Origin of the sequence: Sphingopyxis sp. Geo48 (genome assembly GCF_949769155.1) — a bacterium.
GTDB lineage: Bacteria > Pseudomonadota > Alphaproteobacteria > Sphingomonadales > Sphingomonadaceae > Sphingopyxis.
This window is the reverse complement of sequence record NZ_CATKPA010000003.1, coordinates 278,843-302,882: the sequence shown is the minus strand read 5'-3', so window position 1 is coordinate 302,882 and position 24,040 is coordinate 278,843. Positions and strand designations below refer to the sequence as shown.

22 protein-coding genes are annotated in these 24,040 nt (G+C 66.2%); 14 read left to right on the top strand and 8 right to left on the bottom strand.

Annotated features, from left to right (window positions below; genetic code table 11):
* Nucleotide 1: 1 nt before the first annotated feature.
* From egtB to gluQRS, 4 genes are all read right to left on the bottom strand, one after another.
* Complete coding sequence (gene egtB, locus QOL79_RS12980; RefSeq protein WP_283419864.1) at nucleotides 2-1,288, bottom strand: ergothioneine biosynthesis protein EgtB; 1,287 nt, start codon at nucleotides 1,286-1,288, stop codon at nucleotides 2-4.
* Nucleotides 1,289-1,513: 225 nt separating this feature from the next.
* Complete coding sequence (locus QOL79_RS12975; protein WP_282949386.1) at nucleotides 1,514-2,095, bottom strand: cob(I)yrinic acid a,c-diamide adenosyltransferase; 582 nt, start codon at nucleotides 2,093-2,095, stop codon at nucleotides 1,514-1,516.
* 11 nt (nucleotides 2,096-2,106) lie between these two features.
* A complete protein-coding gene (locus QOL79_RS12970) occupies nucleotides 2,107-2,331 on the bottom strand; it encodes an HIG1 domain-containing protein (RefSeq protein WP_058456338.1) in 225 nt (74 codons plus the stop codon).
* A 9-nt stretch (nucleotides 2,332-2,340) separates the two neighbouring features.
* The gene (gene gluQRS, locus QOL79_RS12965) at nucleotides 2,341-3,192 is read right to left on the bottom strand and encodes a tRNA glutamyl-Q(34) synthetase GluQRS (protein WP_283419863.1); all 852 of its coding nucleotides are present in this window, start codon (nucleotides 3,190-3,192) and stop codon (nucleotides 2,341-2,343) included.
* Nucleotides 3,193-3,362: 170 nt separating this feature from the next.
* On the opposite strand from gluQRS, the gene QOL79_RS12960 reads away from it, so the two are divergent.
* From QOL79_RS12960 to ppc, 3 genes are all read left to right on the top strand, one after another.
* Complete coding sequence (locus QOL79_RS12960; protein WP_058456388.1) at nucleotides 3,363-3,929, top strand: HNH endonuclease; 567 nt, start codon at nucleotides 3,363-3,365, stop codon at nucleotides 3,927-3,929.
* A gap of 141 nt (nucleotides 3,930-4,070) precedes the next feature.
* On the top strand, nucleotides 4,071-4,457 hold the full coding sequence (locus tag QOL79_RS12955; protein ID WP_283419862.1) for a YbaY family lipoprotein: 387 nt from the start codon (nucleotides 4,071-4,073) through the stop codon (nucleotides 4,455-4,457).
* An 84-nt stretch (nucleotides 4,458-4,541) separates the two neighbouring features.
* On the top strand, nucleotides 4,542-7,211 hold the full coding sequence (gene ppc / locus QOL79_RS12950) for a phosphoenolpyruvate carboxylase (protein WP_283419861.1): 2,670 nt from the start codon (nucleotides 4,542-4,544) through the stop codon (nucleotides 7,209-7,211).
* Nucleotides 7,212-7,292: 81 nt separating this feature from the next.
* Here the strand turns inward: ppc and QOL79_RS12945 are convergent, their stop codons facing one another.
* The 4 genes from QOL79_RS12945 to QOL79_RS12930 all read right to left on the bottom strand — a co-directional run bounded on the left by QOL79_RS12945 (nucleotide 7,293) and on the right by QOL79_RS12930 (nucleotide 11,228).
* Nucleotides 7,293-7,814 carry a hypothetical protein gene (locus tag QOL79_RS12945; protein ID WP_283419860.1) on the bottom strand — a complete coding sequence of 174 codons (522 nt, stop codon included), beginning with the start codon at nucleotides 7,812-7,814 and terminating at the stop codon, nucleotides 7,293-7,295.
* Between the two features lie 172 nt (nucleotides 7,815-7,986).
* Nucleotides 7,987-8,790, bottom strand: coding sequence for an SDR family oxidoreductase (locus QOL79_RS12940; protein WP_283419859.1), 804 nt, complete (start codon nucleotides 8,788-8,790; stop codon nucleotides 7,987-7,989).
* 17 nt (nucleotides 8,791-8,807) lie between these two features.
* Entirely contained in the window at nucleotides 8,808-9,926 is a 1,119-nt protein-coding gene (locus QOL79_RS12935; RefSeq protein WP_283419858.1) for an acyl-CoA dehydrogenase family protein, read from the bottom strand.
* A 120-nt stretch (nucleotides 9,927-10,046) separates the two neighbouring features.
* Complete coding sequence (locus QOL79_RS12930; protein ID WP_282949380.1) at nucleotides 10,047-11,228, bottom strand: acyl-CoA dehydrogenase family protein; 1,182 nt, start codon at nucleotides 11,226-11,228, stop codon at nucleotides 10,047-10,049.
* A 171-nt stretch (nucleotides 11,229-11,399) separates the two neighbouring features.
* Between QOL79_RS12930 and QOL79_RS12925 the strand changes: the two genes are divergently transcribed.
* The 11 genes from QOL79_RS12925 (at nucleotide 11,400) to QOL79_RS12875 (ending at nucleotide 24,010) form a co-directional block, all read left to right on the top strand.
* Nucleotides 11,400-12,257 carry an SDR family NAD(P)-dependent oxidoreductase gene (locus QOL79_RS12925; protein WP_058456346.1) on the top strand — a complete coding sequence of 286 codons (858 nt, stop codon included), beginning with the start codon at nucleotides 11,400-11,402 and terminating at the stop codon, nucleotides 12,255-12,257.
* The gene (locus tag QOL79_RS12920; protein ID WP_283419857.1) at nucleotides 12,254-13,693 is read left to right on the top strand and encodes an MFS transporter; all 1,440 of its coding nucleotides are present in this window, start codon (nucleotides 12,254-12,256) and stop codon (nucleotides 13,691-13,693) included. Before QOL79_RS12925 ends, QOL79_RS12920 begins: the two co-directional genes overlap by 4 nt.
* The gene (locus QOL79_RS12915) at nucleotides 13,690-15,129 is read left to right on the top strand and encodes an MFS transporter (protein ID WP_283419856.1); all 1,440 of its coding nucleotides are present in this window, start codon (nucleotides 13,690-13,692) and stop codon (nucleotides 15,127-15,129) included. The genes QOL79_RS12920 and QOL79_RS12915 overlap by 4 nt, the downstream gene beginning before the upstream one ends.
* Nucleotides 15,130-15,252: 123 nt before the next feature.
* Nucleotides 15,253-16,545 (top strand): acyl-CoA dehydrogenase family protein, encoded by a 1,293-nt coding sequence (locus QOL79_RS12910; protein WP_283419855.1) that lies wholly within the window; start codon nucleotides 15,253-15,255, stop codon nucleotides 16,543-16,545.
* A 26-nt stretch (nucleotides 16,546-16,571) separates the two neighbouring features.
* Nucleotides 16,572-17,663, top strand: coding sequence for a Zn-dependent alcohol dehydrogenase (locus QOL79_RS12905; RefSeq protein WP_283419854.1), 1,092 nt, complete (start codon nucleotides 16,572-16,574; stop codon nucleotides 17,661-17,663).
* Nucleotides 17,660-18,733: a phosphotransferase family protein gene (locus tag QOL79_RS12900; protein WP_058456351.1), complete on the top strand. Its 1,074-nt coding sequence runs from the start codon at nucleotides 17,660-17,662 to the stop codon at nucleotides 18,731-18,733. Before QOL79_RS12905 ends, QOL79_RS12900 begins: the two co-directional genes overlap by 4 nt.
* Complete coding sequence (locus QOL79_RS12895) at nucleotides 18,730-19,506, top strand: SDR family NAD(P)-dependent oxidoreductase (RefSeq protein ID WP_204992174.1); 777 nt, start codon at nucleotides 18,730-18,732, stop codon at nucleotides 19,504-19,506. Before QOL79_RS12900 ends, QOL79_RS12895 begins: the two co-directional genes overlap by 4 nt.
* Nucleotides 19,506-20,309: an SDR family NAD(P)-dependent oxidoreductase gene (locus tag QOL79_RS12890; protein ID WP_058456353.1), complete on the top strand. Its 804-nt coding sequence runs from the start codon at nucleotides 19,506-19,508 to the stop codon at nucleotides 20,307-20,309. Before QOL79_RS12895 ends, QOL79_RS12890 begins: the two co-directional genes overlap by 1 nt.
* A gap of 13 nt (nucleotides 20,310-20,322) precedes the next feature.
* Nucleotides 20,323-21,525 carry a serine hydrolase domain-containing protein gene (locus QOL79_RS12885; RefSeq protein ID WP_283419853.1) on the top strand — a complete coding sequence of 401 codons (1,203 nt, stop codon included), beginning with the start codon at nucleotides 20,323-20,325 and terminating at the stop codon, nucleotides 21,523-21,525.
* A gap of 73 nt (nucleotides 21,526-21,598) precedes the next feature.
* Nucleotides 21,599-23,632 (top strand): 3-hydroxyacyl-CoA dehydrogenase NAD-binding domain-containing protein, encoded by a 2,034-nt coding sequence (locus QOL79_RS12880; protein WP_283419852.1) that lies wholly within the window; start codon nucleotides 21,599-21,601, stop codon nucleotides 23,630-23,632.
* A 141-nt stretch (nucleotides 23,633-23,773) separates the two neighbouring features.
* Nucleotides 23,774-24,010: a hypothetical protein gene (locus QOL79_RS12875; protein WP_283419851.1), complete on the top strand. Its 237-nt coding sequence runs from the start codon at nucleotides 23,774-23,776 to the stop codon at nucleotides 24,008-24,010.
* Nucleotides 24,011-24,040 lie beyond the last annotated feature (30 nt).

Below are 24,040 nucleotides of genomic sequence, written 5' to 3'. Positions count from 1 at the left end.
GTCAGAGATCCTTTGCGAGACGGAGGCCGGTGAATTGCCAGCGCTGGTGGGGGTAGAAGAAATTGCGATAGGACGCGCGCATATGGCCGCGCGGCGTGGCGCAGCTACCGCCGCGCAGCACGAACTGCCCGCTCATGAACTTGCCATTATATTCGCCGACCGCGCCGGGCGCGGCACGGAAACCGGGATAGGGGCGATAGGCGCTGCCGGTCCATTCCCACACGCTGCCGAACATCTGTTGCAGATCCGTGTCGTCGCTGGCAGCCTGCGGCTGGACCGGCCCGGCCGTATCGAGCTGCTGTCCGCCAAGCGGGTCGAGCGCGACCGCCGCGGCTTCCCATTCGAACTCGGTTGGCAGGCGCGCCCCGGCCCAGGTCGCGAAGGCGTCGGCCTCGAAGAAGCTGATGTGGGTGACCGGCGCGGCGGGGTCGATCTCGCGCCATCCCGACAAGGTGAAATGTCGGCCTTCGCGCCAATAGGCCGGCCCCTGAATATCCTCGGCCTGCACCCATGCCCAGCCGTCGCTGAGCCAGAGCGCGGATGTGTGATAGCCGCCGTCGGCGATGAATTCCTGCCATTCGCGGTTGCTCACCGGACGGCTGGCGAGCGCATGCGGCGCGAGAAGCGCATCGTGGCGCGGGCCTTCGCAGTCGAAGGCGAAGCCGCCGCCGACGTCACCGACCGGGATTACCCCTTCGGCGCCCTTGACCCACTGCAGAGCGCCCTGCCCGGAATCGGCGGAAATCTGCGCAACTTCACTCGCGATTGCACCCTGTTCCCACACCGCGGGGCCGAGCGGGTTCTGCGCGAAGAGATGCTTGAGGTCGGTGAGCAGCAATTCCTGATGCTGCTGTTCGTGGTGGATGCCAAGCTCGACCAGCGCCAGCGCGGCGGGCGGCAGATCGGGGAGCGCGGTCTGTAGCGCGGCGTCAACGTGCGCGCGCCATATGCAGACTTCGTCGAGCGAGGGGCGGGTCAGCAGCCCGCGGTGCGGGCGCGCATGGCGCGGCCCCTCGGCCTCGTAATAGCTGTTGAAGAGATAGGCGTAGCGGGTGTCGAAGAGGCGATAGCCGGGCAGATGGTCGCGCAGCACGAACGTCTCGAAAAACCATGTCGTGTGCGCGAGATGCCATTTGGCGGGCGAAGCGTCGGGCATCGACTGCGCGCTCGCGTCGGCGTCGGACAGGGTGGCGACAAGATCGCGCGACAGGCACCGGGTCGCGGCGAAGCGGCGGGCCAGTTCGTCCAGCGGATCGGTGCGGTTCGAAGCGTCGGTGCGGCTGGCCATAACTGAGACAATCCCCCGAGGTGCGATTCGGTTTCGCTGCAGAACCGATTATGGTTACGGCGCGAAGGATTGTCTAGAACAATAGGGGAACATAGCCCTCCCTGTCGCGCAGCGATGGGGAGGTGGCAGCCGCGCAACCGCCGACGGAGGGGCTATGGCGCAGCCCCTCTACCACGCGCTTCGCAAGCGGTCCCCCTCCCCACGGCTTCGCCGCAGGGAGGATGCTCAGCGCGTGGCGCCGGGCTTCCAGAGCACATCGCCCCCGGCGGCGGCGTTGATGTGCCGCGTCATCACGAACAGATGGTCCGACAGGCGGTTGAGGTAGTTGAGCGCGAGCGGATTGAGGTCGCGGTCGGCGTTGGCGGCGACGGCCGCGCGCTCGGCGCGGCGCGTCACCGCGCGCGCCAGATGCAGCCGCGCCGCCGCATCGGTGCCGCCGGGCAGGATGAAACTCCGCAGCGCATCGAGCGCATCGTTCATGCGGTCGATCTCGTCTTCCAGCCGCGCGATCTGGCTCGGCACGATGCGCAGCGCCATGTCGTGCGGGCCGAAACCGAACTGGATGTCGGGCGGGGTTGCCAGGTCGGCGCCGAGGTCGAACAGCTCGTTCTGGATGCGCGACAGCATCGCCGCCTCTTCGCTCGCCGGATCGAGCGCAACTGCCGCGAACCCGACCGCGCTGTTCGCTTCGTCGACGTCGCCGATCGCCGCCATCAGCGGCGCCGATTTGGCAATCCGCGAGCCGTCGACGAGGCCGGTGGTGCCGTCGTCGCCGGTGCGCGTGTAGATCTTGTTGAGCTTGACCATGGGGCCGCGGCTTAGCTTCCCGCGGCGGTCACGCCGATGATGATCAGCAGGATGATCGTGATCGCCTGCCACTTAACCCGGGCCATCATCATCTTGTTCTGCATGATCTGGTTTTCGCGGAGATTGCCCTCGGCCTCGGCGCGGTGGCCTTGCGCGAAATAGATGAGCCCGCGCGCGAGCGAGAAGAGGACGAGACCGGCGGCCGCGATGACCGCGAGGACGAGGATGATCTGCATGACCCCACTTTAGGGAATTTGCAGCGAATAGCCAGCGGGAAGCCGCTGCGCGAGCAAATCGGCGGCGAGCGCAGGGCCGTCGACGCCGCTATCGCGAAGCGAAGCGAGCGCGGCGGCGGCGTCGCGTTTCGCGAGCCTCTTGCCGTCGGGGCCGCAGACGAGGCCGTGGTGGCGATAGACCGGGGTCGGCAGGCCGAGCAGTGCCTGCAGCAGCCGGTGGACATCGGTCGAGGCGATAAGGTCGGCGCCGCGAATGACGTGCGTGACGCCCATCGCGGCATCGTCGAGGGTCGAGGCGAGATGATAGCTGGCGGGCGCGTCCTTGCGCGCGAGGACGATATCGCCATGCGCCAAGGGATCGGCGATGCGCATCCCCCGCCCCTGCTCTTCCCAGCGAAGGTCCCCCGCGAGCGCGGCGGCGCGCGCCATATCGAGGCGCCACGCGTGCGGCTCTGCGGCGAGGCGACGGTCGCGTTCGGCCCCGGATAGATGGCGGCAGGTGCCGGGGTAGATCGAACCGGATGGGCCGTGCGGCGCGGCGAGGCTCGCGGCGATATCGGCGCGGGTACAGAAGCAGGGATAGACGAGCCCGCGCGAACGCAGCTCGTCGAGCGCGGCGGCATAGCGCCCGAGATGCGCCGACTGGCGCACCGGATCACCGTCCGGGTCGAGCCCGAGCCAGACGAGGTCGGCGAGCGAGGCCGCGACATAGTCCTCGCGCGAGCGGCTGCCATCGATATCGTCGATCCGGACCCGAAAGCGCCCGTTTGCGGCGCGCGCCGCGCCGTGCGCGAGCACCGCGCTATAGGCATGGCCCAGATGAAGCTCGCCCGTCGGACTCGGCGCGAAGCGCGTCAGCATGGCAGCCCGAGCGAATCCATATGCTGTGCCGTGCCAAAGCGAATCATTCCATATCTTGCGGGCATAAGCCCCTTGACGTCAGAATCTGATACGTCATGTAATGACGGTGTCACGCAGGGAAGGCAGTGGCGCGCCATCCCGCGAAGAAATGGGGGCAGCGTTACCAAGCCATGTTCCATCCCGATCTTGCCCGGCATCCCGATTCCTGTCCGGCTCTCGTCCTCAACGCAGACTATACGCCGCTGAGTTACTATCCGCTGAGCCTGTGGCCATGGCAGACTGCGGTCAAGGCGGTTTTCCTCGACCGGGTGACGATCGTCGAGAATTACGAACGCGAAATCCATTCGCCGACGCGGACGATGCCGATCCCGAGCGTGATCGCACTCAGGCAGTATGTGAAGCCGTCGCAATATCCCGCCTTCACGCGCTTCAACCTGTTCCTGCGCGACCGCTTCGCGTGCCAATATTGCGGGTCGGGGAAAGATCTGACGTTCGATCATGTCGTCCCGCGCCGCCTCGGCGGACGGACGAGCTGGGAGAATGTCGCCACCGCGTGCGCGCCGTGCAACCTCAAGAAGGGCGGGCGGACGCCGCAACAGGCGCACATGCCGCTGCACCAGCAGCCGTGGCGCCCGACGAGCTGGCAGCTGCAGGACAATGGCCGCTGCTTCCCGCCCAATTACCTGCATGAAAGCTGGATCGACTGGCTTTACTGGGATGTTGAACTGGAAGGTTAGGCAGCCCCGCCCGTTTGGGCTATGCCTTTGGTTTCCGTGTCCCTGCGAAGGCAGGGATCCATCTTCTGCCGGTTCCATTTTGCACCGGCCGGTGATGGGCCCCTGCCTTCGCAGGGGTGCATGGTTTGCAGGGAGAAGATCATGCTCCGTATCGCGGTCCCCATCGCCCTTTCACTGACCGCCTGCGCGACGACCGCGCCTGCCGAACGGACGCTCGCCGTCACGGGCAGCATCGCCTATCGCGAGCGCATCGCGCTGCCGCCGACCGCGCGGATCGAGGTGCGGCTCGACGATGTCAGCCGTGCCGACGCGCCCGCCACCAATATGGCGACGCAGAGCTTTGCGAGCGAAGGCAAGCAGGTGCCCTTCGCGTTCACCCTGACCGTCGACCGCGCCGACATAGACCCGCGGCACAGCTATGCCGTGTCGGCGCGGATCACCGATGCCGACGGCAAGCTGATGTTCATCACCGACACGCGCAACTCCGTTACGTTCGATAGCCGTCAGAGATCGATCTGGGAACGCTGATGCTCGTCAGGACGCACTGATCTTTCGCAAGCATAGCTATGCGCGGCTTGACGCTGCGCCTTCGCAGGTGCAGCAAAGCCGCCCATGGGACCGCCGATCCAGATCTCGCAAAATCCCGACATCCGCTATCTCGGGCGGATTCTCGGCGACGTCATCCGTGCCTATGGCGGCGAGAAACTGTTCCGGCAGACCGAATATATCCGCTCGTCGAGCGTCGACCGGCATCGCGGCATCGCGGGGGCCGAGGCGATCGATCCGGGGCTCGATGCGCTGAGCCTCGACGATACGGTCGCCTTCGTGCGCGGTTTCATGCTGTTCTCGATGCTCGCGAACCTGGCCGAGGACCGGCAGGGCGTCGCGGCCGAGCCCGAGGCGACGGTTGCCGCCGCGCTCGAAAAGCTGCGCGCCGACGGGATCGATGGCGACGCGGTCGCGGCGCTGCTGAACGCCGCGCTCGTTGCGCCGGTGCTCACCGCGCATCCAACCGAGGTGCGGCGCAAGTCGGTGCTCGACCACAAGAACCGCATCGCCGAACTGATGCGGCTGCGCGACGCGGGGCTCGACGAGACGCCCGAGGGCGACATCGTCGAAGAAGCGATCCGGCGCCAGATCGTGCTCTTGTGGCAGACGCGGCCGCTGCGCATGGAAAAGCTGTTCGTCGCCGACGAGATCGACAATGCGCTGACCTACCTTCGCGACGTCTTCGTGCCGGTGCTGCCCAAGCTCTATGCGCGCTGGGAGAAGGAACTGGGGCAGCGCCCCGCGAGCTTCCTGCGCGTCGGGAGCTGGATCGGCGGCGACCGCGACGGCAATCCCTTCGTCACCGCCGAGACGCTGAACATGGCGACGAGCCGCAACGCCGCGGCGGTGCTCGGCCACTACGCAGACGCCGTTCACGCCCTCGGCGCCGAGCTGTCGGTGTCGTCGGGCCTCGCGCCGGTGCCGCAAGCGGTCGAGGCGCTGGCCGAGGCGAGCGGCGACAATGCGCCGAGCCGCCGCGACGAGCCCTATCGCCGCGCGCTGTCGGGCATCTACGCGCGCGTCTGTGCGACTTATGCGAGCATCGTCGGCAAGGCGCCGCCGCGCGCGTCGGCGCTGAGGGGCGAGGCTTACGCGACCCCCGCCGATTTCCGCCGCGACCTGCTGGTCATCGCGAACGGGCTGTCGGCGAGCGGCGAAGGTCAGCTTGTCGGGATCGGCGCGCTCGGGCGGCTGATCCGCGCGGTCGAAGTTTTCGGCTTCCATCTCGCGACGCTCGACATGCGACAGAACAGCGCGGTCCACGAGCGCGTGCTGGCGGAGTTGCTCAAGGTGTCGGGGGTCGAGAGCGACTATCTGGCGCTGGACGAGGAGGCGCGCGTCGCGCTGCTCCGCCGCGAGCTGGGCGTGAACCGGCCGCTTGCCGCCACATGGCACGAGTGGAGCGAGGAGACTGCGGGCGAGCTTGCGATCGTCCACGCCGCCGCTTCGGTCCGCGCGCGGCTCGGCCATCAGGCGATATTGCAGTGGATCATCAGCAAGGCCGAGAGCCTGTCCGACCTGCTCGAAGTCCATGTCCTCGCGCGCGAGGCGGGACTCTGGTCTGCCGAGGGCAAAGACACGCTGATGGTCGTGCCGCTGTTCGAGACCATCGCCGACCTCGACGACGCGCCCGCGATCATGGCGCGTTACTTCGCGCTGCCCGAGATCGCGCCGCACATCGCCGCGCGCGGGCATCAGGAAGTGATGATCGGCTATTCGGATTCGAACAAGGACGGCGGCTACCTCACCTCGACCTGGGGGCTGCATCAGGCGTCCGACGCGCTGACCCCGGTGTTCGACGCCGCCGACACGTCGATGCAGCTGTTCCACGGCCGCGGTGGCGCAGTCGGGCGCGGCGGCGGCAGCGCCTTTGCCGCGATCCGCGCGCAGCCCGCCGGCACGGTGCAGGGACGCATCCGCATCACCGAGCAGGGCGAGGTGATCGCGGCGAAATATGGCACCGCCGACAGCGCGGCGACGAACCTCGAGGCGATGGTCTCGGCGAGCCTGCTCGCGAGCCTCGAGCCCGAGGGCATGAGCGACGCGAATTGCGGGCGCTTTACCGCGGCGATGGATGCGCTGTCGAACAGCGCGTTCACGGCGTATCGCGGGCTCGTTTACGAGACGCCGGCGTTCAAGGATTTCTTCCGCGCGATGACTCCCATCGCCGAGATTGCGGGGCTGAAGATCGGGTCGCGGCCGTCGAGCCGGACCAAATCGACCGCTATCGAGGATCTGCGCGCGATCCCGTGGGTGTTCAGCTGGGCGCAGGCGCGCACGATGCTGCCCGGCTGGTACGGAACGGGTGAGGCCTTTTCGGAGTTCGGCGACAAGGCCCTGCTCGCCGACATGGCCGAGAGCTGGCCCTTCTTCGCCGCGCTGCTCGGCAATATGGAGATGGTGCTCGCGAAATCGGACATGGGGATCGCGGCGCGCTATGCCGAACTGGCGAGCGGCGTCGACGGGCATGCGGCCATCTTCACCCGCATCCGCGACGGCTGGAATCGCGCGCATGACGGGCTGCTCGCCATCACCGGCCAGTCGCGGCTGCTCGAGAAGAATCCCGCGCTCGAGGCGTCGATCCGGCTGCGGCTGCCCTATATCGAACCCTTGAACCTGCTGCAGATCGAGCTGATGAAGCGCCACCGCGCGGGTGAAACCGACCCGCGCATCGCCGAGGGCATCCAGCTGACGATCAACGCGATCGCGACCGCGCTCAGGAACAGCGGCTAATGCTGTGAACCCCGGCGAAAGCCGGGGCCCATGTCCGAACATTGCTACTGGGCCCCGGCTTTCGCCGGGGAGCACGTCCGGTCAGCTCTTGCTGATCGTCACCTTGCCCTTGGCGTTCGCGCCGTCGGGGCCGAAGTCGATCTTGAAATCATCGCCGTCCTTGGTCGTCCCGCGCAAGGTGTCACCGGCGCGCTGGACCTGGATATTCTTCTTGGCGAACTCGCCCGCCATCCAGTCGGCCGCCTTGGCCGGCGGGGCGGGAGAGGTGAAGCCGAGTTCGACGATTGCCTTGTCGCCGCCGCTGCCATTGTCGCGCGCATCGACATTGACCGTCGTGACATTGCTGCCCGGATAGAGTTTCACGCCGTCGATATCGAAATCGCCCTCGACGTCGAGGTCGACGAAATCGGGGATCTTCATGTCGATCCCGACGCCGTCGCCACCGATCTTGATCCGGCCGTTGCCGTCCTTGCCGGCCGTGATCTGGACCCCGCCATGCTCGTCGCCGGCGTTGATCGAGACTTCGGTCTTATCCTTCTTCTCCTCGCCCTGCCCGCAGGCGGCGAGGAGCATCATCGGGGGGATCAGAAAGGCAAAACGCATGGCACATCTCCTTGGTGCATTAGTTACATAATACACCTTGGGTTTGCCGAGTCAACGCCTCCACTCTCGTCATCCCGGACCTGATCCGGGATCCATGCAACAGCGGTCGTTTTGGCCCCGGATCAGGTCGAACGAGTCACGTGTCTCGTTCGAGGGTGACGATGCTTGAGAATCAGGCGTCGATGCTGGTCTTCAGATCGCCGTGGACCAGCCCGCCGTCGACCGCGATCGTATCGCCGACGACATAGTCGCCCGCCTTCGACGCGAGGAAGATCGCGGCGCCGGCCATATCCTCGGGCACGCCGATGCGCTTGACCGGGATGCTCTTCGCGACCGCGTCGCCATGGTCGCGCGCCGCCTTGTTCATGTCCGACTGGAAGGCGCCGGGGGCGATCGCGGTGACGATGATATTGTCGGTCACCAGCCGCGCCGCGAGGCGCTTGGTGAGATAGAGGATCGCCGCCTTCGACGCGTGATAGCTGTAGGTTTCCCACGGATTGAGCCGCAGCCCGTCGATCGAGCCGATGTTGATGACCTTCGCCGGGCGCTCAGGCGTACCCGCCGCCTTCATCAGCCCGTGCAGCGCCTGCGTCAGGAAAAAGGGCGATTTGACGTTGATGTCCATCACCTTGTCCCAGCCCGCCTCGGGAAAACCCTCGAACGGCTCGCCCCATGCGGCGCCCGCGTTGTTGACGAGGATGTCGAGGCGCTCCTCGCGCGCTTCGAGTTCCTTGGCGAGCGCGCGGCAGCCCTCGACGGTCGAGAGGTCGACGGGAAGCCCGATCACCTTGCCCGGATAGCGCGTCTCGAAATCGGCGACGGCTTCCTCGATCTGCGCACTCTTGCGCGCCGAGATATAGACGCGCGCGCAGCCCGCGGCGAGATAGCCCTCGACGATCATCTTGCCGATCCCGCGCGAGCCGCCGGTGACGAGCGCGATGCGGCCGTCGAGGCCGAACATGTCCTGAAGATTCATCTGGCTTCTCCCGTCGATCAGTAGCCGCTCATCCGTGCGACCTGTTCGGTGTGATAATGGACGTCGCCCATAAATTCGGCGAGCGCACGGTCGCGCTTCATATAGAGGCCGATGTCATATTCGTCGGTCATGCCGATGCCGCCGTGCATCTGCACGCCTTCGCGCACCGCGAGGTTCGCGGCGCGGCCGGCCTTCGCCTTGGCGACCGAGACCATCAGCTTCGCGCCGTCATTGCCCTGGTCGAGCAGTTCCTGCGCCTTCATCACCGCCGCGCGCGCGACTTCCATCTCGCCATAAAGATGCGCGGCGCGGTGCTGGAGCGCCTGGAATTCGCCGATCAGACGCCCGAACTGCTTGCGTTCCTTGAGGTAACCGACCGTCATGTCCATCGCACCCTGGCCGACGCCGACCATTTCGGCGGCGGCGCCGGTGCGCGCAGCGGCGAGCAGCGCGTTCAGCACCTCTTCGCCGGCATCGACTTCGCCGATCACCGCATCGGCGTCGACCTCGACGCCGTCGAGCGTGACGTGGCTCGCAAGCGAGGAATCGACGAGGCGGCGCGGATCGGCGGTCACGCCCTTCGCTTGCCTAGGCACCGCGAACAATGTGATCCCGCCGTCGGTCTTCGCCGCGACGATGCTCATGTCGGCGACATGGCCGTGGAGCACGAAGCTTTTCTTGCCGTCGAGGCGGAAGCCGTTGCCCGCGCGCGTCGCGGTCGTCGCGATGCGGTCGGGGCGATGCTTCGATCCCTCGTCGATCGCGAGTGCGACGATCGCCTCGCCGCTGGCAATCGCGGGAAGCCAGCGGCCCGCCTGCGTGCCGCCCGCCTTCGCCAGCGCGGCGACCGCGCCGACGCTGGTCGCGAGGAAGGGCGACGGCGTCAGGTTGCGGCCGATTTCCTCGAGCACGATGCCCGCTTCCATATGCCCCATGCCGAGCCCGCCATGCGCCTCGGGAACGAGCATCCCGGGCAGACCCATTTCGACGAACTGCGCCCAGAGGTCGCGCGAGAAGCCGGTGGCGTCGTCGCTGTCGCGAAGCTGGCGAAGATGCGCGACCGGCGCCTGTTCGGCGATGAACGGGCCGACGCTGTCCTTCAGCATCAGCTGGTCTTCATTATGATAAAGCGGCATTTTGTTTCTCCAGTTCCCCTCCCGCTTGCGGGAGGGGTTAGGGGAGGGCTTGTTAAGACACCGCCCCTGAAATCGACAGGCCCTCCCCCGACCCCTCCCGCAAGCGGGAGGGGAGAAGGATTACGCTCCCGGCAGGTCGAGAATGCGCTTGGCGACGACATTGAGCAGGATTTCGCTCGTCCCGCCTTCGATCGAATTGGCCTTGGTGCGAAGCCACCCGCGCGGGCGGGCGCCGCCCTTGGTTTCGGGGCTGTCCCATTCGAGCGCTTCGCTGCCGCCGCACGCCATCACCAGCTCGTGCCGTGCCTTGTTGAGTTCAGTGCCGACATATTTCATCATGTTCGAGCTCGCGGGATGCGCGCGGCCGGTTTTCCACATATCGATGAAACGCTCGCCCATCGCCCGATAGGCAAAGGCGTCGACGTCGAATGCGGCAAGCTGGGCGCGCAGGATCGGATCGTCGAGCTGGCCCGCCGCGTTGCGGCCGAGCACCCCGGCAAGCGAACCGCCAAGACTGACGAGCTCACCCGCCGAATCGCCGCCCGAAATCATCTCGCGCTCGTGCCCGAGGAGATATTTGGCGACGTCCCAGCCGCGATTGATCTCGCCGACATACTGCGTCTTGGGCACGACGACATCGTCGAAGAAGGTCTCGCAAAACGGGCTGTTGCCCGAGATGAGCTTGATCGGCTTCGTCGTGACACCGGGGGTCGTCATGTCGAAGAGCATGAACGTGATGCCCTGATATTTGTTCGTCTTGTCGGTGCGGACGAGGCAGAAGATCCAGTCGGCCTTGTCGGCATAGCTGGTCCAGATCTTTTGGCCGTTGACGACCCAGTGATCGCCCTTGTCCTCGCCATAGGTCTGCAAGGACACGAGGTCGCTGCCCGAGCCGGGTTCCGAATAGCCTTGGCACCAACGGATTTCCCCGCGCGCGATCGGGTTCAGATAATGGACCTTCTGTTCTTCGGTGCCGAACTGCAGCAGCGCCGGGCCGAGCATCCAGATGCCGAAGCTGTTGAGCGGCGAGCGGGCGCCGATGCGCGCCATTTCCTGCTTGAGGATCTTGGTCTCGGCCGCCGAGAGACCGGCGCCGCCATAGGGCTTCGGCCAGTCGGGAACGGTATAGCCTTTGGCTACACAGCGTTCGAGCCACAGCTTCTGCGCCTCGCTCTGGAATTTCCAGTTGCGGCCGCCCCAGCAGACGTCCTCGTCACCGCGGACGGGTTCGCGCATTTCAGGCGGACAATTTTCTTCCAGCCACGCGCGCACTTCGGCGCGGAAGGCGTCCAGATCGCTCATCTTCAAGGCTCCTCTTCTGGCCGCAAATCTAGGACCGGAGAGCTACTTTACGCAAGCGTCAACTTGGGCCAAAAAACCGACGCTACGGCGCCGTAACGGAAGATTGCTCGCCGTTGACGCGACGGGCTTCGCGCCTAAGTTGCGTGGCAAAATAAAACGGGAGCAGAGGATATGCGATTCGCAGGCAAGATCGCCGTGGTCACCGGCGCGGCATCGGGCATCGGCAAGGCGGCCGTGCTGAAACTCGCGGGCGAAGGCGCGCATGTTTTCGCGGCCGACATCGACGAAGCGGGCGGGCGGGCGCTGGCCGAACAGTCGAACGGCAAGATCGACTTCGTCCGCTGCGACGTCACCGTCCCCGCCGATATCGAAGCGCTGATGAACACCGCCGCCGAGAAAGCCGGCGGGATCGACATCGTATTCAACAACGCCGCCGCGGGCGGCGACCGCGCGCCGATCGACGAGATCACCCCCGAAGGCTGGGACCGCACGATGGATCTCGTCCTCAAATCGGTCGCGATGGGCATCCGTTATGCCGCGCCGCATATGAAGCATCGCAAGGGCGCCAGCATCGTCAACACTGCAAGCGTCGCGGCGCTCGGTGCCGGCTATTCGCCGACCGCCTATGCGGTGGCGAAGGCCGGCGTGCTGCACCTCAGCAAGGTCGCGGCCACCGATCTGGCGCAATATGGCATCCGCGTGAACGCGATTTGCCCCGGCTTCATCAACACCAATATCTTCACCGCTTCGCTCGACGTGCCGGGCGAGCTCAAGACGCAGGCGAACGCCGTGATCGCGCAGATGAGCGCGCAGGCGCAGCCGGTCGCGCGCGGCGGCCAGCCCGAGGATATCGCGAACGCGGTCGCCTATCTCGCGAGCGAGGAGTCGAGCTTCATGACGGGCACGCATATGCTCGTCGACGGCGGGCTGACGATCGGCCAGCGTCACGCATGGGACAAGGAAACGCCGGGCATGTTCGATGCCCTGCTCGCGATGGAGGAAGCGGCGAAAGCCGGAGCCGCCGGGTGACCGCCGACACCCCGGCATCGACGCGCCTGCCGGTCCGCCTGAAGCTGTTCCACGGCCTTGGCAGCGTCGCCTATGGCGTCAAGGACAACGGCTTTTCGACCTTCCTGCTGATTTTCTACAGCCAGGTGGTCGGGCTGGATGCCAGCCTCGTATCGCTCGCGCTGATGTTCGCGCTGCTCGCCGATGCCTTCGTCGATCCGCTGATCGGCTATTTCTCCGACCGCACCTACACGCGCTGGGGTCGGCGCCATCCCTGGCTTTATCTCGCGCCGATCCCGCTCGCTTTCGCATGGATGCTGCTCTGGTCACCGCCCGACGACCATACGCATATCTTCGCCTATCTGGTCGTCGTGGCGGTGCTGGTGCGTACGCTCGTTTCGTGCTGCGAGGTGCCGTCGCAGTCGCTCGTCGCCGAACTGACGAGCGATTATGACGAACGCACCGCGCTCGTCCGCTTCCGCTTCCTCTTCGCGTGGGGCGGCGGGCTGCTCGTCTTCTTCCTCGCCAACACGGTCTTCCTGCGCCCCGACGCGACGCACGAATTCGGCCAGCTCAATCCCGCCGGCTATTGGCTCTACGGTCTCTGCGGCGCGATCATCATGGCAGCGACGGTGCTGATCTCGGCGATCGGCCAGCATCGCCGCGTCGCGCATCTGCCCGCGACCAAGCCCGAGCCCGGATCGCCGAAACGGCTGTTCGCCGAAATATGGGAATCGCTGCGCCACCCCGCTGCGCTGATCCTGCTCGGCGCCTCGCTGATCGCGATTTCGAGCACGCAGATGACCTTCACCATCTCGAACTTCCTATACCTCTATGTCTGGCGCTTTTCGGACGGCGCGTTCGCGGCGCTGCCGTGGCTGCTGATGGTGAGCGTGATCGGTTCCTTCCTGCTCGTGCAACCGTTGCACCACCGTTTCGGCAAAAAAAGGACCGCGGTGGTGTGCGGGATTATCAGCACGATTTTCTGGGTCGTCCCCTTCGTACTGCTGCTGTCGGGCAACTGGCCCGCGATCGGATCGAGTTTTTCCAGCAACCTGTTGATGGGCTTCATCCTCCTCTCGAACGTCAATGCGGTGATGGTGATGATCTCGGGCCAGTCGATGCTCGCCGATGTGGTCGAAGCCTCGCAGGTCGAGACCGGGCGCCGCACCGAGGGCGTGTTCGCGGCGGGCTGGATGTTCGTCCAGAAATGCGCGACCGCGGTCGGAATCGGGCTGACCGGGCTGCTGATCAGCCTGTCGGGGCTGCCGTCGAAGGCGATCCCGGGGCAGGTCGCGCCCGAGGTGATCGAGCGGCTGGTGGTGAGCTATGGCGTGATCGTGGTGATCGCCGCCGCCTGCTCTACCTGGATCTTCTCGCGCTTTCCGATCAACCGCGCCGACCATGAGGCACGGATCGCCGCATTGTCGGCGACCGAGGCGACCGGCCTGCAATGACCGCGCCCGCCCTTCCCGCCCCGCTGCCGATGCGGATCAAGCTGGCGCACGGGCTGGGCAGCGTGACGCTGGGGATCAAGGAGGCGGGGCTCACCACCTTCTTCATGCTCTATTACAATCAGGTGCTCGGCTTCGATCCGCGCACCGTGTCGCTGGTGTTGATCGGCGCGATGGTGATCGACGCGCTGGTCGACCCGCTGATCGGGCGCCTGTCCGACGCGACACGCACGCGGTTCGGGCGGCGGCTGCCCTGGCTCTATGGCGCGGCGGTGCCGATGGCGATCGCCTGGGCCTTGCTGTGGGTCTCCCCCGACATCGCGCAGCATTCGACGCTGGGCCTGATCGTCAACGTGGTTGCAGTGCGCATCCTAGTCTCGGCATGCGAAATCCCGTCGGTGTCGCTCGTCGCCGAACTGACGCGCGACTATGACGAGCGCACGACGCTGATGCGCTTTCGCTTCCTGTTCGGCTGGCTTGGCGGGCTCACCGCGACAGCGCTCGCCTACGGCTATTTTTTGACCTCCGACGAGCCGGGACAGAGCGGTCTGCTCGAAGCCGCGGGCTATACCGAATTCGGGCTGTTCGGCGCGGCGATGATCCTGATGACGACGCTGGGGTCGGCGCTGGGGCAACACCGGCGCATCGTATCGCTGCCGCCGCCACCCGCGGCGGGCCACGGCAATTCGATGCTCGCCGATATCGCGCTCGCCTTTCGCAACCCCGCCTTCGTCGCGCTGGTCAGCGGGGCGCTGTTCATCGTCACCGGCTATGCGACCGCGATCGCCTCGATCAACTATATGATGCTCTACGTCTGGCAGCTCGGCGACGCGCAGTTCGCCTGGTATCCGCTGGGGCTCGCGATCGCGGTGTTCGGCGCCTTTGCCGCGGTCGGGCGCGCGCATCGCCGCGTCGGCAAGCGCGACACCGCGATCGCCGCCGCGCTGTTCAGCGGCGCGCTCGCCTTTGTGCCCTATGCCGCGCGCAACCTCGGCTTCTGGCCCGAGCTCGGCGGGACGGCGTCGGTCTTTCTGCTGCTCGGCTTCATGACGCTGTCGCTCTTCGGGCAGATCGTGGCGAACATATCCGCCGCGTCGATGGTCGCCGAAATCGTCGAGGCGCACGAGGTCGATCATGGCACGCGAATCGAGGGCGTGTTTTTCGCGGGCTATCTGATGACGCAGAAATTCGGGCAGGCGCTCGGCATCTTCCTCGTCGGCCAGCTCGTCGCCTTTGCAGGGCTGGGCGAGCGGATGCGGCCCGAGGACCTGCCCGCCGACACGGCGACCCAGATGGGATGGATTTACGCCGGGCTGATGGTGTCGATCGGAGTGCTCGCGGCGCTCGGGCTGCGCCGTTACGCGATCGACCGGGCCAGCCACGAGGCGCGGCTGGCGCTGCTTGGCGGAGGCGAGCCCGCCCATAAGGAGCGCTCATAGCGAATATGCCGAAACATAATGTCCGCCGATCGCAGAAAAATGCGATTTCGCGGCATCCGGGCCTTGGCAAAGCGACCGAATCGGCCCAAGGGTTTACGTAAACGTAAAGGGAAGGATGTAGCGATGGATTTCGACCTCACCGACCGGCAGAAGCATTGGCAGGGCCGGGTTCGCGATTTCATCGAGCGCAAGGTCCGCCCCGCGGTTTCGACCTACAAGCAGCAGGATGCCGCGGGCGATCGCTGGAAGGTGATCGAGGTCGTCGAGGACCTGAAGGCCGAGGCGAAGGCGGCGGGCATCTGGAACCTGTTCATGCCGCCCAAGTCGGCCGCGCACCATCATGTCGACGAGACATTCGAGTTCGAAGGCCCCGGCCTCACCAACCTCGAATATGCGCTCTGCGCCGAGGAAATGGGCCGCGTCGGATTCGCGAGCGAGGTGTTCAACTGTTCGGCGCCCGACACCGGCAACATGGAAGTCTTCCACCGCTACGGGACGCGGGCACAGAAGGACAAATGGCTCGCGCCGCTGATGAACGGCGAGATCCGGTCGGCCTTCCTGATGACCGAACCCGCGGTCGCCTCGTCCGACGCGACGAATATCGAGACGCGGATCGAGCGCGACGGTAGCGATTATGTGATCAACGGCACCAAATGGTGGTCGTCGGGCGCGGGCGATCCGCGCTGCAAGGTGGCGATCGTGATGGGCAAGACCGACTTCGGCGCCAAGCGCCACGCGCAGCAGTCGATGCTGGTCGTGCCGATGGATGCGCCGGGGATCAACATCAAGCGCCACCTGCCCGTCTTCGGCTATGACGACGCGCCGCACGGCCATATGGAAATCGAGCTTAAGGACGTGCGCGTCAACGCCGAGGATGCCATGCTGCTCGGCGAGGGCCGCGGCTTCGAAATCGCGCAGGGCCGTCTCGGGCCGGGTCGCATCCATCACTGCATGCGCACCGTCGGCGTCGCCGAGGAAGCGCTGGAACGCATGTGCAAGCGGCTCCAGTCGCGCGTCGCCTTCGGCAAGACGATCGCCGAGCACAGCATCTGGGAACAGCGGATCGCGCGCGCGCGGATCGACATCGAGATGACGCGCCTGCTCTGCCTGAAAGCCGCCGACATGATGGACAAGGTCGGCAACAAGTCGGCCGCGGCCGAGATCGCGATGATCAAGGTGCAGGCGCCGAATATGGCGCTCTCGATCATCGACGATGCGATCCAGGCGCATGGCGGCGGCGGGGTCAGCGACGACTTCGGCCTCGCCAAGATGTACGCAGGCCAGCGCACGCTGCGCCTGGCCGACGGCCCCGACGAGGTTCACGCCCGCGCGATCTCGCGCATCGAGCTCGCGAAACATTCGCCCGCCGCGACCGATGCCGGCTTCTCGTCGGGCGACATCGGCGTTTCGCGCTAAACAGCAGCAGATTTCGGAGAGACACTTTGACCAAAGCCGCCGTTCTGATCGAGCCGGGCAAGCCGCTCGTCATCGAAGATGTCGTCGTCGACAAGCCCGGCCCGCACGAGGTGCGCATCCGCACCGCGGCATGCGGCCTGTGCCATTCGGACCTGCACTTCATCGACGGTGCCTATCCGCACCCGCTGCCCGCGATTCCCGGGCACGAGGCTGCGGGGATCGTCGAAGCGGTCGGCAGCGAGGTTCGCACGGTGAAGCCCGGCGATGCGGTCGTCACCTGCCTGAGCGCCTTCTGCGGCCATTGCGAGTTTTGCGTCAGCGGACGCATGTCGCTTTGCCTCGGCGGCGACACGCGCCGTCCCGCAGGATCGGCGCCGCGCATCACGCGCCCCGACGGCTCGCCGGTGAACCAGATGCTCAATCTCAGCGCCTTTTCGGAGGTGATGCTGGTCCATGAGCATGCCTGCGTGCGGATCGACCCCGACATGCCGCTCGACCGCGCCGCGGTGATCGGCTGCGCGGTGACCACCGGCGCCGGAACGATCTTCAACGCGTGCAAGGTGACGCCCGGCGAGACCGTTGCCGTCGTCGGCTGCGGCGGCGTCGGCCTCGCGACGATCAACGCCGCGAAGATCGCCGGCGCGGGCCGCATCATCGCCGCCGACCCCGTGCCCGAAAAGCGCGAACTCGCGAAGAAGCTTGGCGCGACCGACGTCGTCGATGCGCTGTCTGACGATGCCGCGAAGCAGATCCTCGAAATCAGCAAGGGCGGCGTCGACCATGCGATCGAGGCGGTCGGACGCCCGGCCTCGGCCAGCCTTGCGGTCGCTTCGCTCCGCCGCGGCGGCACCGCGACGATCCTCGGCATGATGCCCCTCGCCGAAAAGGTCGGCCTGTCGGCGATGGATTTGCTCTCGGGCAAGAAATTGCAGGGCGCGATCATGGGCGGCAACCGCTTCCCGGTCGATATCCCGCGCCTTGTCGACTTCTACCTCCGCGGACTGCTCGACCTCGACAGCATCGTCGCCGAGACGATCCCGCTGAGCCGGGTCAACGAAGGCTTCGACAAGATGCGAAAGGGCGATGCCGCGCGGTCGGTGATCGTGTTCGACCAATGACGACGGGCATCGACGCGCAAAAGGCCTTCAGCGGCACCGTCGCCCCCGAGGGGGCCGACATACTCGACGAAGCGAAGCTGACCGCGTGGATGGAGGCGAATGTCGAAGGCTTCAAAGGCCCGCTGACCCAAAGCAAGTTTGCCGGCGGCCAGTCGAACCCGACCTACAAGATCAGCGCGCCCTCGGGCAATTATGTCCTGCGTCGCAAGCCCTTCGGCCCGCTCCTCCCCTCGGCGCACGCGGTCGATCGCGAGTACAAGGTGCAGGCCGGACTCCATAAGACCGGCTTCCCCGTCGCGCGCCAGTACGGCCTCTGCACCGACGACAGCGTCGTCGGCAGCTGGTTCTACGTCATGGGCATGGTCGACGGGCAGACAATCTGGGATGGGTCGATGCCCGGCTCGACCCCCGAGAACCGCCGTGCGACCTATCATGCTATGATCGACACGCTCGCCGCACTGCACAGCGTCGATATCGAGGCGGCGGGTCTGTCGGACTTCGGCAAGCCGGGCAATTATTTCGGCCGCCAGGTCGACCGCTGGACAAAGCAGTACAAGCTCTCCGAAACCGAGACGATGGACGAGATGGAGCGGCTCATCGCCTGGCTGCCCGCGACCTTGCCCGAACAGACGCGCACCAGCGTCGTCCACGGCGACTATCGCATCGATAACATGATCTACGCCAAGGATCGGCCCGAAGTTCTGGCGGTGCTCGACTGGGAACTCTCGACGCTCGGCGATCCGCTCGCCGATTTCACCTATGTCGCAATGGCCTGGGTGACCGAGAATGGCGGGCGATCGGGGGTCATGGACCTCGACCGCAAAGCGCTCGGCATTCCCGAACTGGACGAGGTCGTCGAACGCTATTGCCAGGCAACGGGCCGCGACGGCGTGCCCGACATGAACTGGTATTTCGCCTATAACTTCTTCCGCCTTGCCGGGATCATGCAGGGGATCAAGAAGCGCGTCATCGACGGCACCGCTTCCTCCGCCCATGCCAAGGCGATGTCCGAACGCGTCCTCCCGCTCGCGGAAAAGGCGTGGGATTTTGCACGAAAGGCAGGCGCATGAGCCTTTTCGACATGAGCGGTCAGGTCGCGCTGATCACCGGATCGTCGCGCGGCATCGGCAGGGCGATCGCCGAGGCGATGGCCGAGCAGGGCGCAAAGGTCGTGATCTCGAGCCGCAAGCAGGACGCCTGCGACGCCACCGCGGCCGAGATCAATGCACGGTTCGGCGACGGCACCGCGATCGCTGTCCCCGCGAATATCTCGTCGAAGGACGATCTGCAGCACCTCGTCGATACGACGCGAAAGGCGTTCGGCAAGATCACCGCGCTTGTCTGCAACGCCGCGTCGAACCCCTATTACGGCCCCGGCCTCGGGATCAGCGACGACCAGTTCCGCAAGATCATGGACAATAACATCCTGTCCAACCATTGGCTGATCTCCATGGTCGCGCCCGAAATGGTCGAACGCGGCGAAGGCGCGATCACGATCATCAGCTCGATCGGTGGGCTCAAGGGATCGCCGATCATCGGCGCCTATTGCATCTCGAAGGCCGCCGACATGCAGATGGCGCGCAATTTCGCGGTCGAGCTGGGTGCGAGCGGCATCCGCGTCAATTGCATCGCGCCGGGCCTGATCCGCACCGACATGGCGCGCGCGCTGTGGGAGGATCCCGAAAATCTGCGGCGCTCGACCGCCGCCTCGACGCTGAAGCGCATCGGCGAACCCCACGAGATCGCGGGCGCCGCGGTCTTCCTCGCCAGCAAGGCGGGAGCATTCACCACCGGCCAGACCATCGTCTGCGATGGCGGCGCCACGATTTCGGGAGGCGCATGATGGGCGCATTGGACGGCAAGATCGCAATCATCACCGGCGCAGGTTCGGGTATCGGCCGCGCGAGCGCACTGCGTTTCGCCGCCGAGGGCGCGAAGCTGGTGCTCGGCGACAAGACGGCGGCGGTGCACGACACCGCGCAGGCGATCAAGGATGCGGGCGGCGAGGCGATCGCGCTCGAGATCGACGCGGGGGTCGAGGCCGACGTCGCGAAGCTGGTCGCGGCCGCGAAGGACAGTTTCGGCGGGCTCGATGTCGCGTTCGCCAACGCCGGGATCATCGGCGACATGGGGGGCATCTTCGATTTCGACCCCGCCGCGTGGGCCGAAACGCTGCGTGTCAACCTGATCGGCCCCGCGCTGATGGTGAAGCACGCCGGCAAGGCGATGGTCGACCAGGGGCGCGGCGGCGCGATCGTGCTGACCGCAAGCGTCGCCGGGATCAATTCGGGCGCGGGCCCGGGCGCCTATTCTGCGTCGAAGGCGGGCGTCATCAACCTCGCCAAGGTCGCGGCGCAGCAGCTGTCGACCAGCGGCGTGCGGGTCAACGCGATCTGCCCCGGCCTGACCGAGACCGGCATGACCAAGCCGACCTTCGACTATGCGAAAGCCAAGGAGGTCACGCACAAGCTCGGCCAGCTCAATCCGCTGCGCCGCGCAGCGCAGCCCGAGGAGCTGGCGAATGTCGCCCTCTTCCTGGCGAGCGACCAGGCGAGCTATGTCAACGGACAGGCGATCGCGGTCGACGGCGGCCTTACCAGTTCGCATCCGGTGACGCGCCAGCTATTGGGCCAGACGTCACACTGAGCGCGGAGGCTATATGAGTCACGGATTCGACACCAGGCGGCTCGACCGCATCCCGGCTTTCCTGCAGGCCAAATATGTCGACACCGGCCGCCTTCCGCACGCCGCGACCCTGGTGTCGCGACGCGGCGAGATCGCGCATCTGTCGTGCATCGGCGACGCGCGGCCGGGCGCGGCGCTGAAAGACGACGCGATCTTCCGCATCGCCAGCATGACCAAACCGATCACGTCGATCGCCTTCATGATGCTGCTCGAGGAGGGCAAGGTCGCACTGAGCGATCCGCTGACCAAATTCTGTCCCGAATTCAAGGATACCGGCGTCTTCGTCGCGGGCGGCGGCAACGTCCCGTTCCTGACGCGGCCGCCGACGCAGCCGATCCGCATGGTCGACCTGCTGCGCCACACATCGGGCCTGACCTATGGGTTTCAGGAACGCACCCCGGTCGATGCGGCTTACCGCAAGGCGCGGATCGACGATTTCGACGCCGATTATACGATGGACAGCTTTATCGCCGATCTGGCAAAGATCCCGCTTCAGTTCGACCCCGGCGCGCACTGGAATTATTCGATGGCGACCGACGTGCTCGGCGCCGTCATCGAACGCATCGAGGGCAAGCCTTTCGCGCAGGTTTTGCAGGAACGCATCTTCGGCCCGCTCGGCATGGTCGACACCGGCTTCAAGGTGCCTGCCGACCAGCAGCATCGCCTCACCGACTGCTACGCCTTCGACCCCAGGGAGAAGATGAAGCCGTTCGACAGCGGCGACCGCAGCCGCTGGGCGAAGGACCGCAGCTTCCATTCGGGCGGCGGCGGGCTTGCCTCGACGCTCGACGATTATCACCGCTTCTGCCTGATGCTGCTCGGCGGCGGCAAGCTCGGCGATGTGCGGATCATCGGCCGCAAGACGCTCGATCTGATGACCTCGAACCATCTCGTCGGCGGCGGCGATCTGACGCAGCACAGCGTCGGCATCTTTTCGGAGGACGAGAATGCCGGAGTCGGCTTCGGCCTCGGCTTCGCGGTCACGCTCGCCCCCGCCAGCGCCGGCATTCCGGGCTCGGCCGGCGATTTTTACTGGGGCGGCATGTTCTCGACCGGCTTCTTCGTCGATCCGGTCGAGGAGATCTGCATGGTCTTCATGACCCAGCTCATGCCCTCTTCCACCTATCCCGTCCGGCGCGAGGTCAAGACACTCGTCCACGCCGCCATCGACGACTGAAACGCCCACCCACCCCTCCGTCCGCAGCGGACAAAGCCCGAGCGGACGGTCACACATTCAAGAGGAGTCTCCCATGTCCGAAGAAACCCCCGTCAGCGTGACGCTGCAGAAGGACGGCGATGTCGCCGTCGTCATCGTCAACAATCCGCCCGTGAACGCGCTGTCGTGGCACGTCCGCCAGGGTCTGAAGGATAATTTCGAAGCCGCGCTCGCCGACGACAGCGTCAAGGCGATCGTGCTGCGCTGCGACGGCGCGACCTTCATCGCCGGCGCCGACATCAGCGAGTTCGGCAAGCCGCCGCGCGGCCCCGATTTCAACGCGGTGCTCAACATGATCGAAGCCGCGTCGAAGCCCGTCGTCGCTGCGATCCACGGCACCGCGCTCGGCGGCGGTCTGGAGACCGCGCTGGTCTGCCACTACCGCGTCGCGGTGCCCTCGGCGAAGCTCGGCGTGCCCGAAGTGAAGCTCGGCCTGCTGCCCGGCGCGGGCGGCACGCAGCGCTTGCCGCGCGTCGTCGGCGTCGAAGCCGCCGCGACGATGACCTCGCTCGGCGACCCGCTGCCCGCCGCCAAGGCGAAGGACCTCGGTCTCGTCGACGCACTCGCGGGCGAGGACAGCCTGGCCGCCGATGCGATCGCCTTCGCGCGCGCCAAGATCGCCGACGGCCCGCGCCCGACGCGCGAACGCCCGGTGTTCGGCGATGCCGCGGTCATCGAACAGCTCAAGGCCGCAAACGCCAAGCGCTGGCGCGGCTTCGAAGCGCCCTATGCGAACCTCGCCTGCGTCGAGGCCGCAACGCGCCTGCCGTTCGACGAAGGCCTCGCCTTCGAACGCCAGGAATTCATGAAGCTGATGATGGGCAGCCAGTCGGCGGCGCAGCGCCACCTGTTCTTTGCCGAGCGCCAGGCCGCGAAGATCGACGGCCTGCCGAAGGATATCCAGCTCCGCGACGTCAAGAAGGTCGGCATCATCGGTGCCGGCACGATGGGCGGCGGGATCATGATGAACTTCCTGCAAAAGGGCGTCCCCTGCACGATCGTCGAGATGCAGCAGGACGCGCTCGACCGCGGGCTTGGCGTCATTCGCAAGAATTACGATGCCTCGGCAGCGAAGGGCCGCTTCAAGCCCGAACAGGTCGGCCAGATGATGGGCCTCATCACGCCGTCGCTCGACCTCGAAGCCCTCGCCGACTGCGACATGATCATCGAGGCGGTCTATGAGGATATGGGGGTCAAGAAGGAGATCTTCGGCAAGCTCGACAAGATCGCCAAGCCCGGCGCGATCCTCGCGTCGAACACCAGCTATCTCAACGTCGACGAGATTGCCGCCTCGACCAGCCGCCCCGGCGACGTCGTCGGCATGCACTTCTTCTCGCCCGCGAATGTGATGAAGCTGCTCGAAGTCGTGCGCGGCGAAAAGACCGCGGATGACGTCCTCGCGACCGCAATGGCGTGGGGCAAGAAGATCGGCAAGGTGTCGGTTGTCGCCGGCGTCTGCCACGGCTTCATCGGCAACCGCATGCTCGCACCGCGCCAGATCGAGGCGCAGAAGCTGCTGCTTGAAGGTGCGACCCCGCAGCAGGTCGACAAGGTCCACACCGATTTCGGCATGCCGATGGGCCCGTTCCAGATGAGCGACCTTGCGGGCGTCGACATCGGCTGGCACCGCGACCCGAACCGGATCGAAAGCATCCGCGACGCGCTCTGCGCCGAAGGCCGCTGGGGCCAGAAGAAGCAGGCGGGCTTCTACGACTATGACGAGAAGCGCACTCCGACGCCGAGCGCGCGCGTCGAGGAAATCATCGACGAGTTCCGCAAGAAGGCGGGGATCGAGAAGCGCGAGATCACCGATCAGGAGATCATCGAGCGCACCCTTTATCCGATGGTCAACGAGGGCGCGCTGATCCTGGAGGAAGGCAAGGCGCAGCGCGCGAGCGACATCGATGTCGTCTGGGTCTTCGGCTATGGCTGGCCCGTGTATCGCGGCGGCCCGATGTTCTGGGCGGGCATCGAGGGCACCGACAAGATCGCCGCGGCACTTGAGAAGCACGGCTTCACCGTCGCGCCGCTGCTCGCAGAGAAGGCGGCGGCGAAGGCAGGCTTCTAAGCCAGCGCGAAACTAAGCAAGGGCCGACTGTCCCCGCTTGGGTCAGGCGGCCCTTCTTTTGTCAAGATCCCGGCGACCGGCCGCAAAAACAGCGGCGATTCGGGGTTAAGATCATGGCGGCATCGGCCGTTAGGGCAGAGCATGAATGCCATGTCCTTCGCCCTCGCCCTGCTCGTCGCCGCCGGCGCGCCGACGGCGGCGCAAGCACCGCCGCCGCAGGCAACCGCCGTGGGCATCGCACGCGCGCGCATATTGGAGCCGGCCGAGGTCCGGCGGGTGAATGGCCGGATGGAAGTGCGCACCGGCGACCGCAAGGCGCCAACCCAAGTGCATCGTACAAAGAGGCCGGATGGCGGCGAGACAGCGGATTTTTATTGAAACGGCGCCGGAAAGCGCGATCGGCGCGTT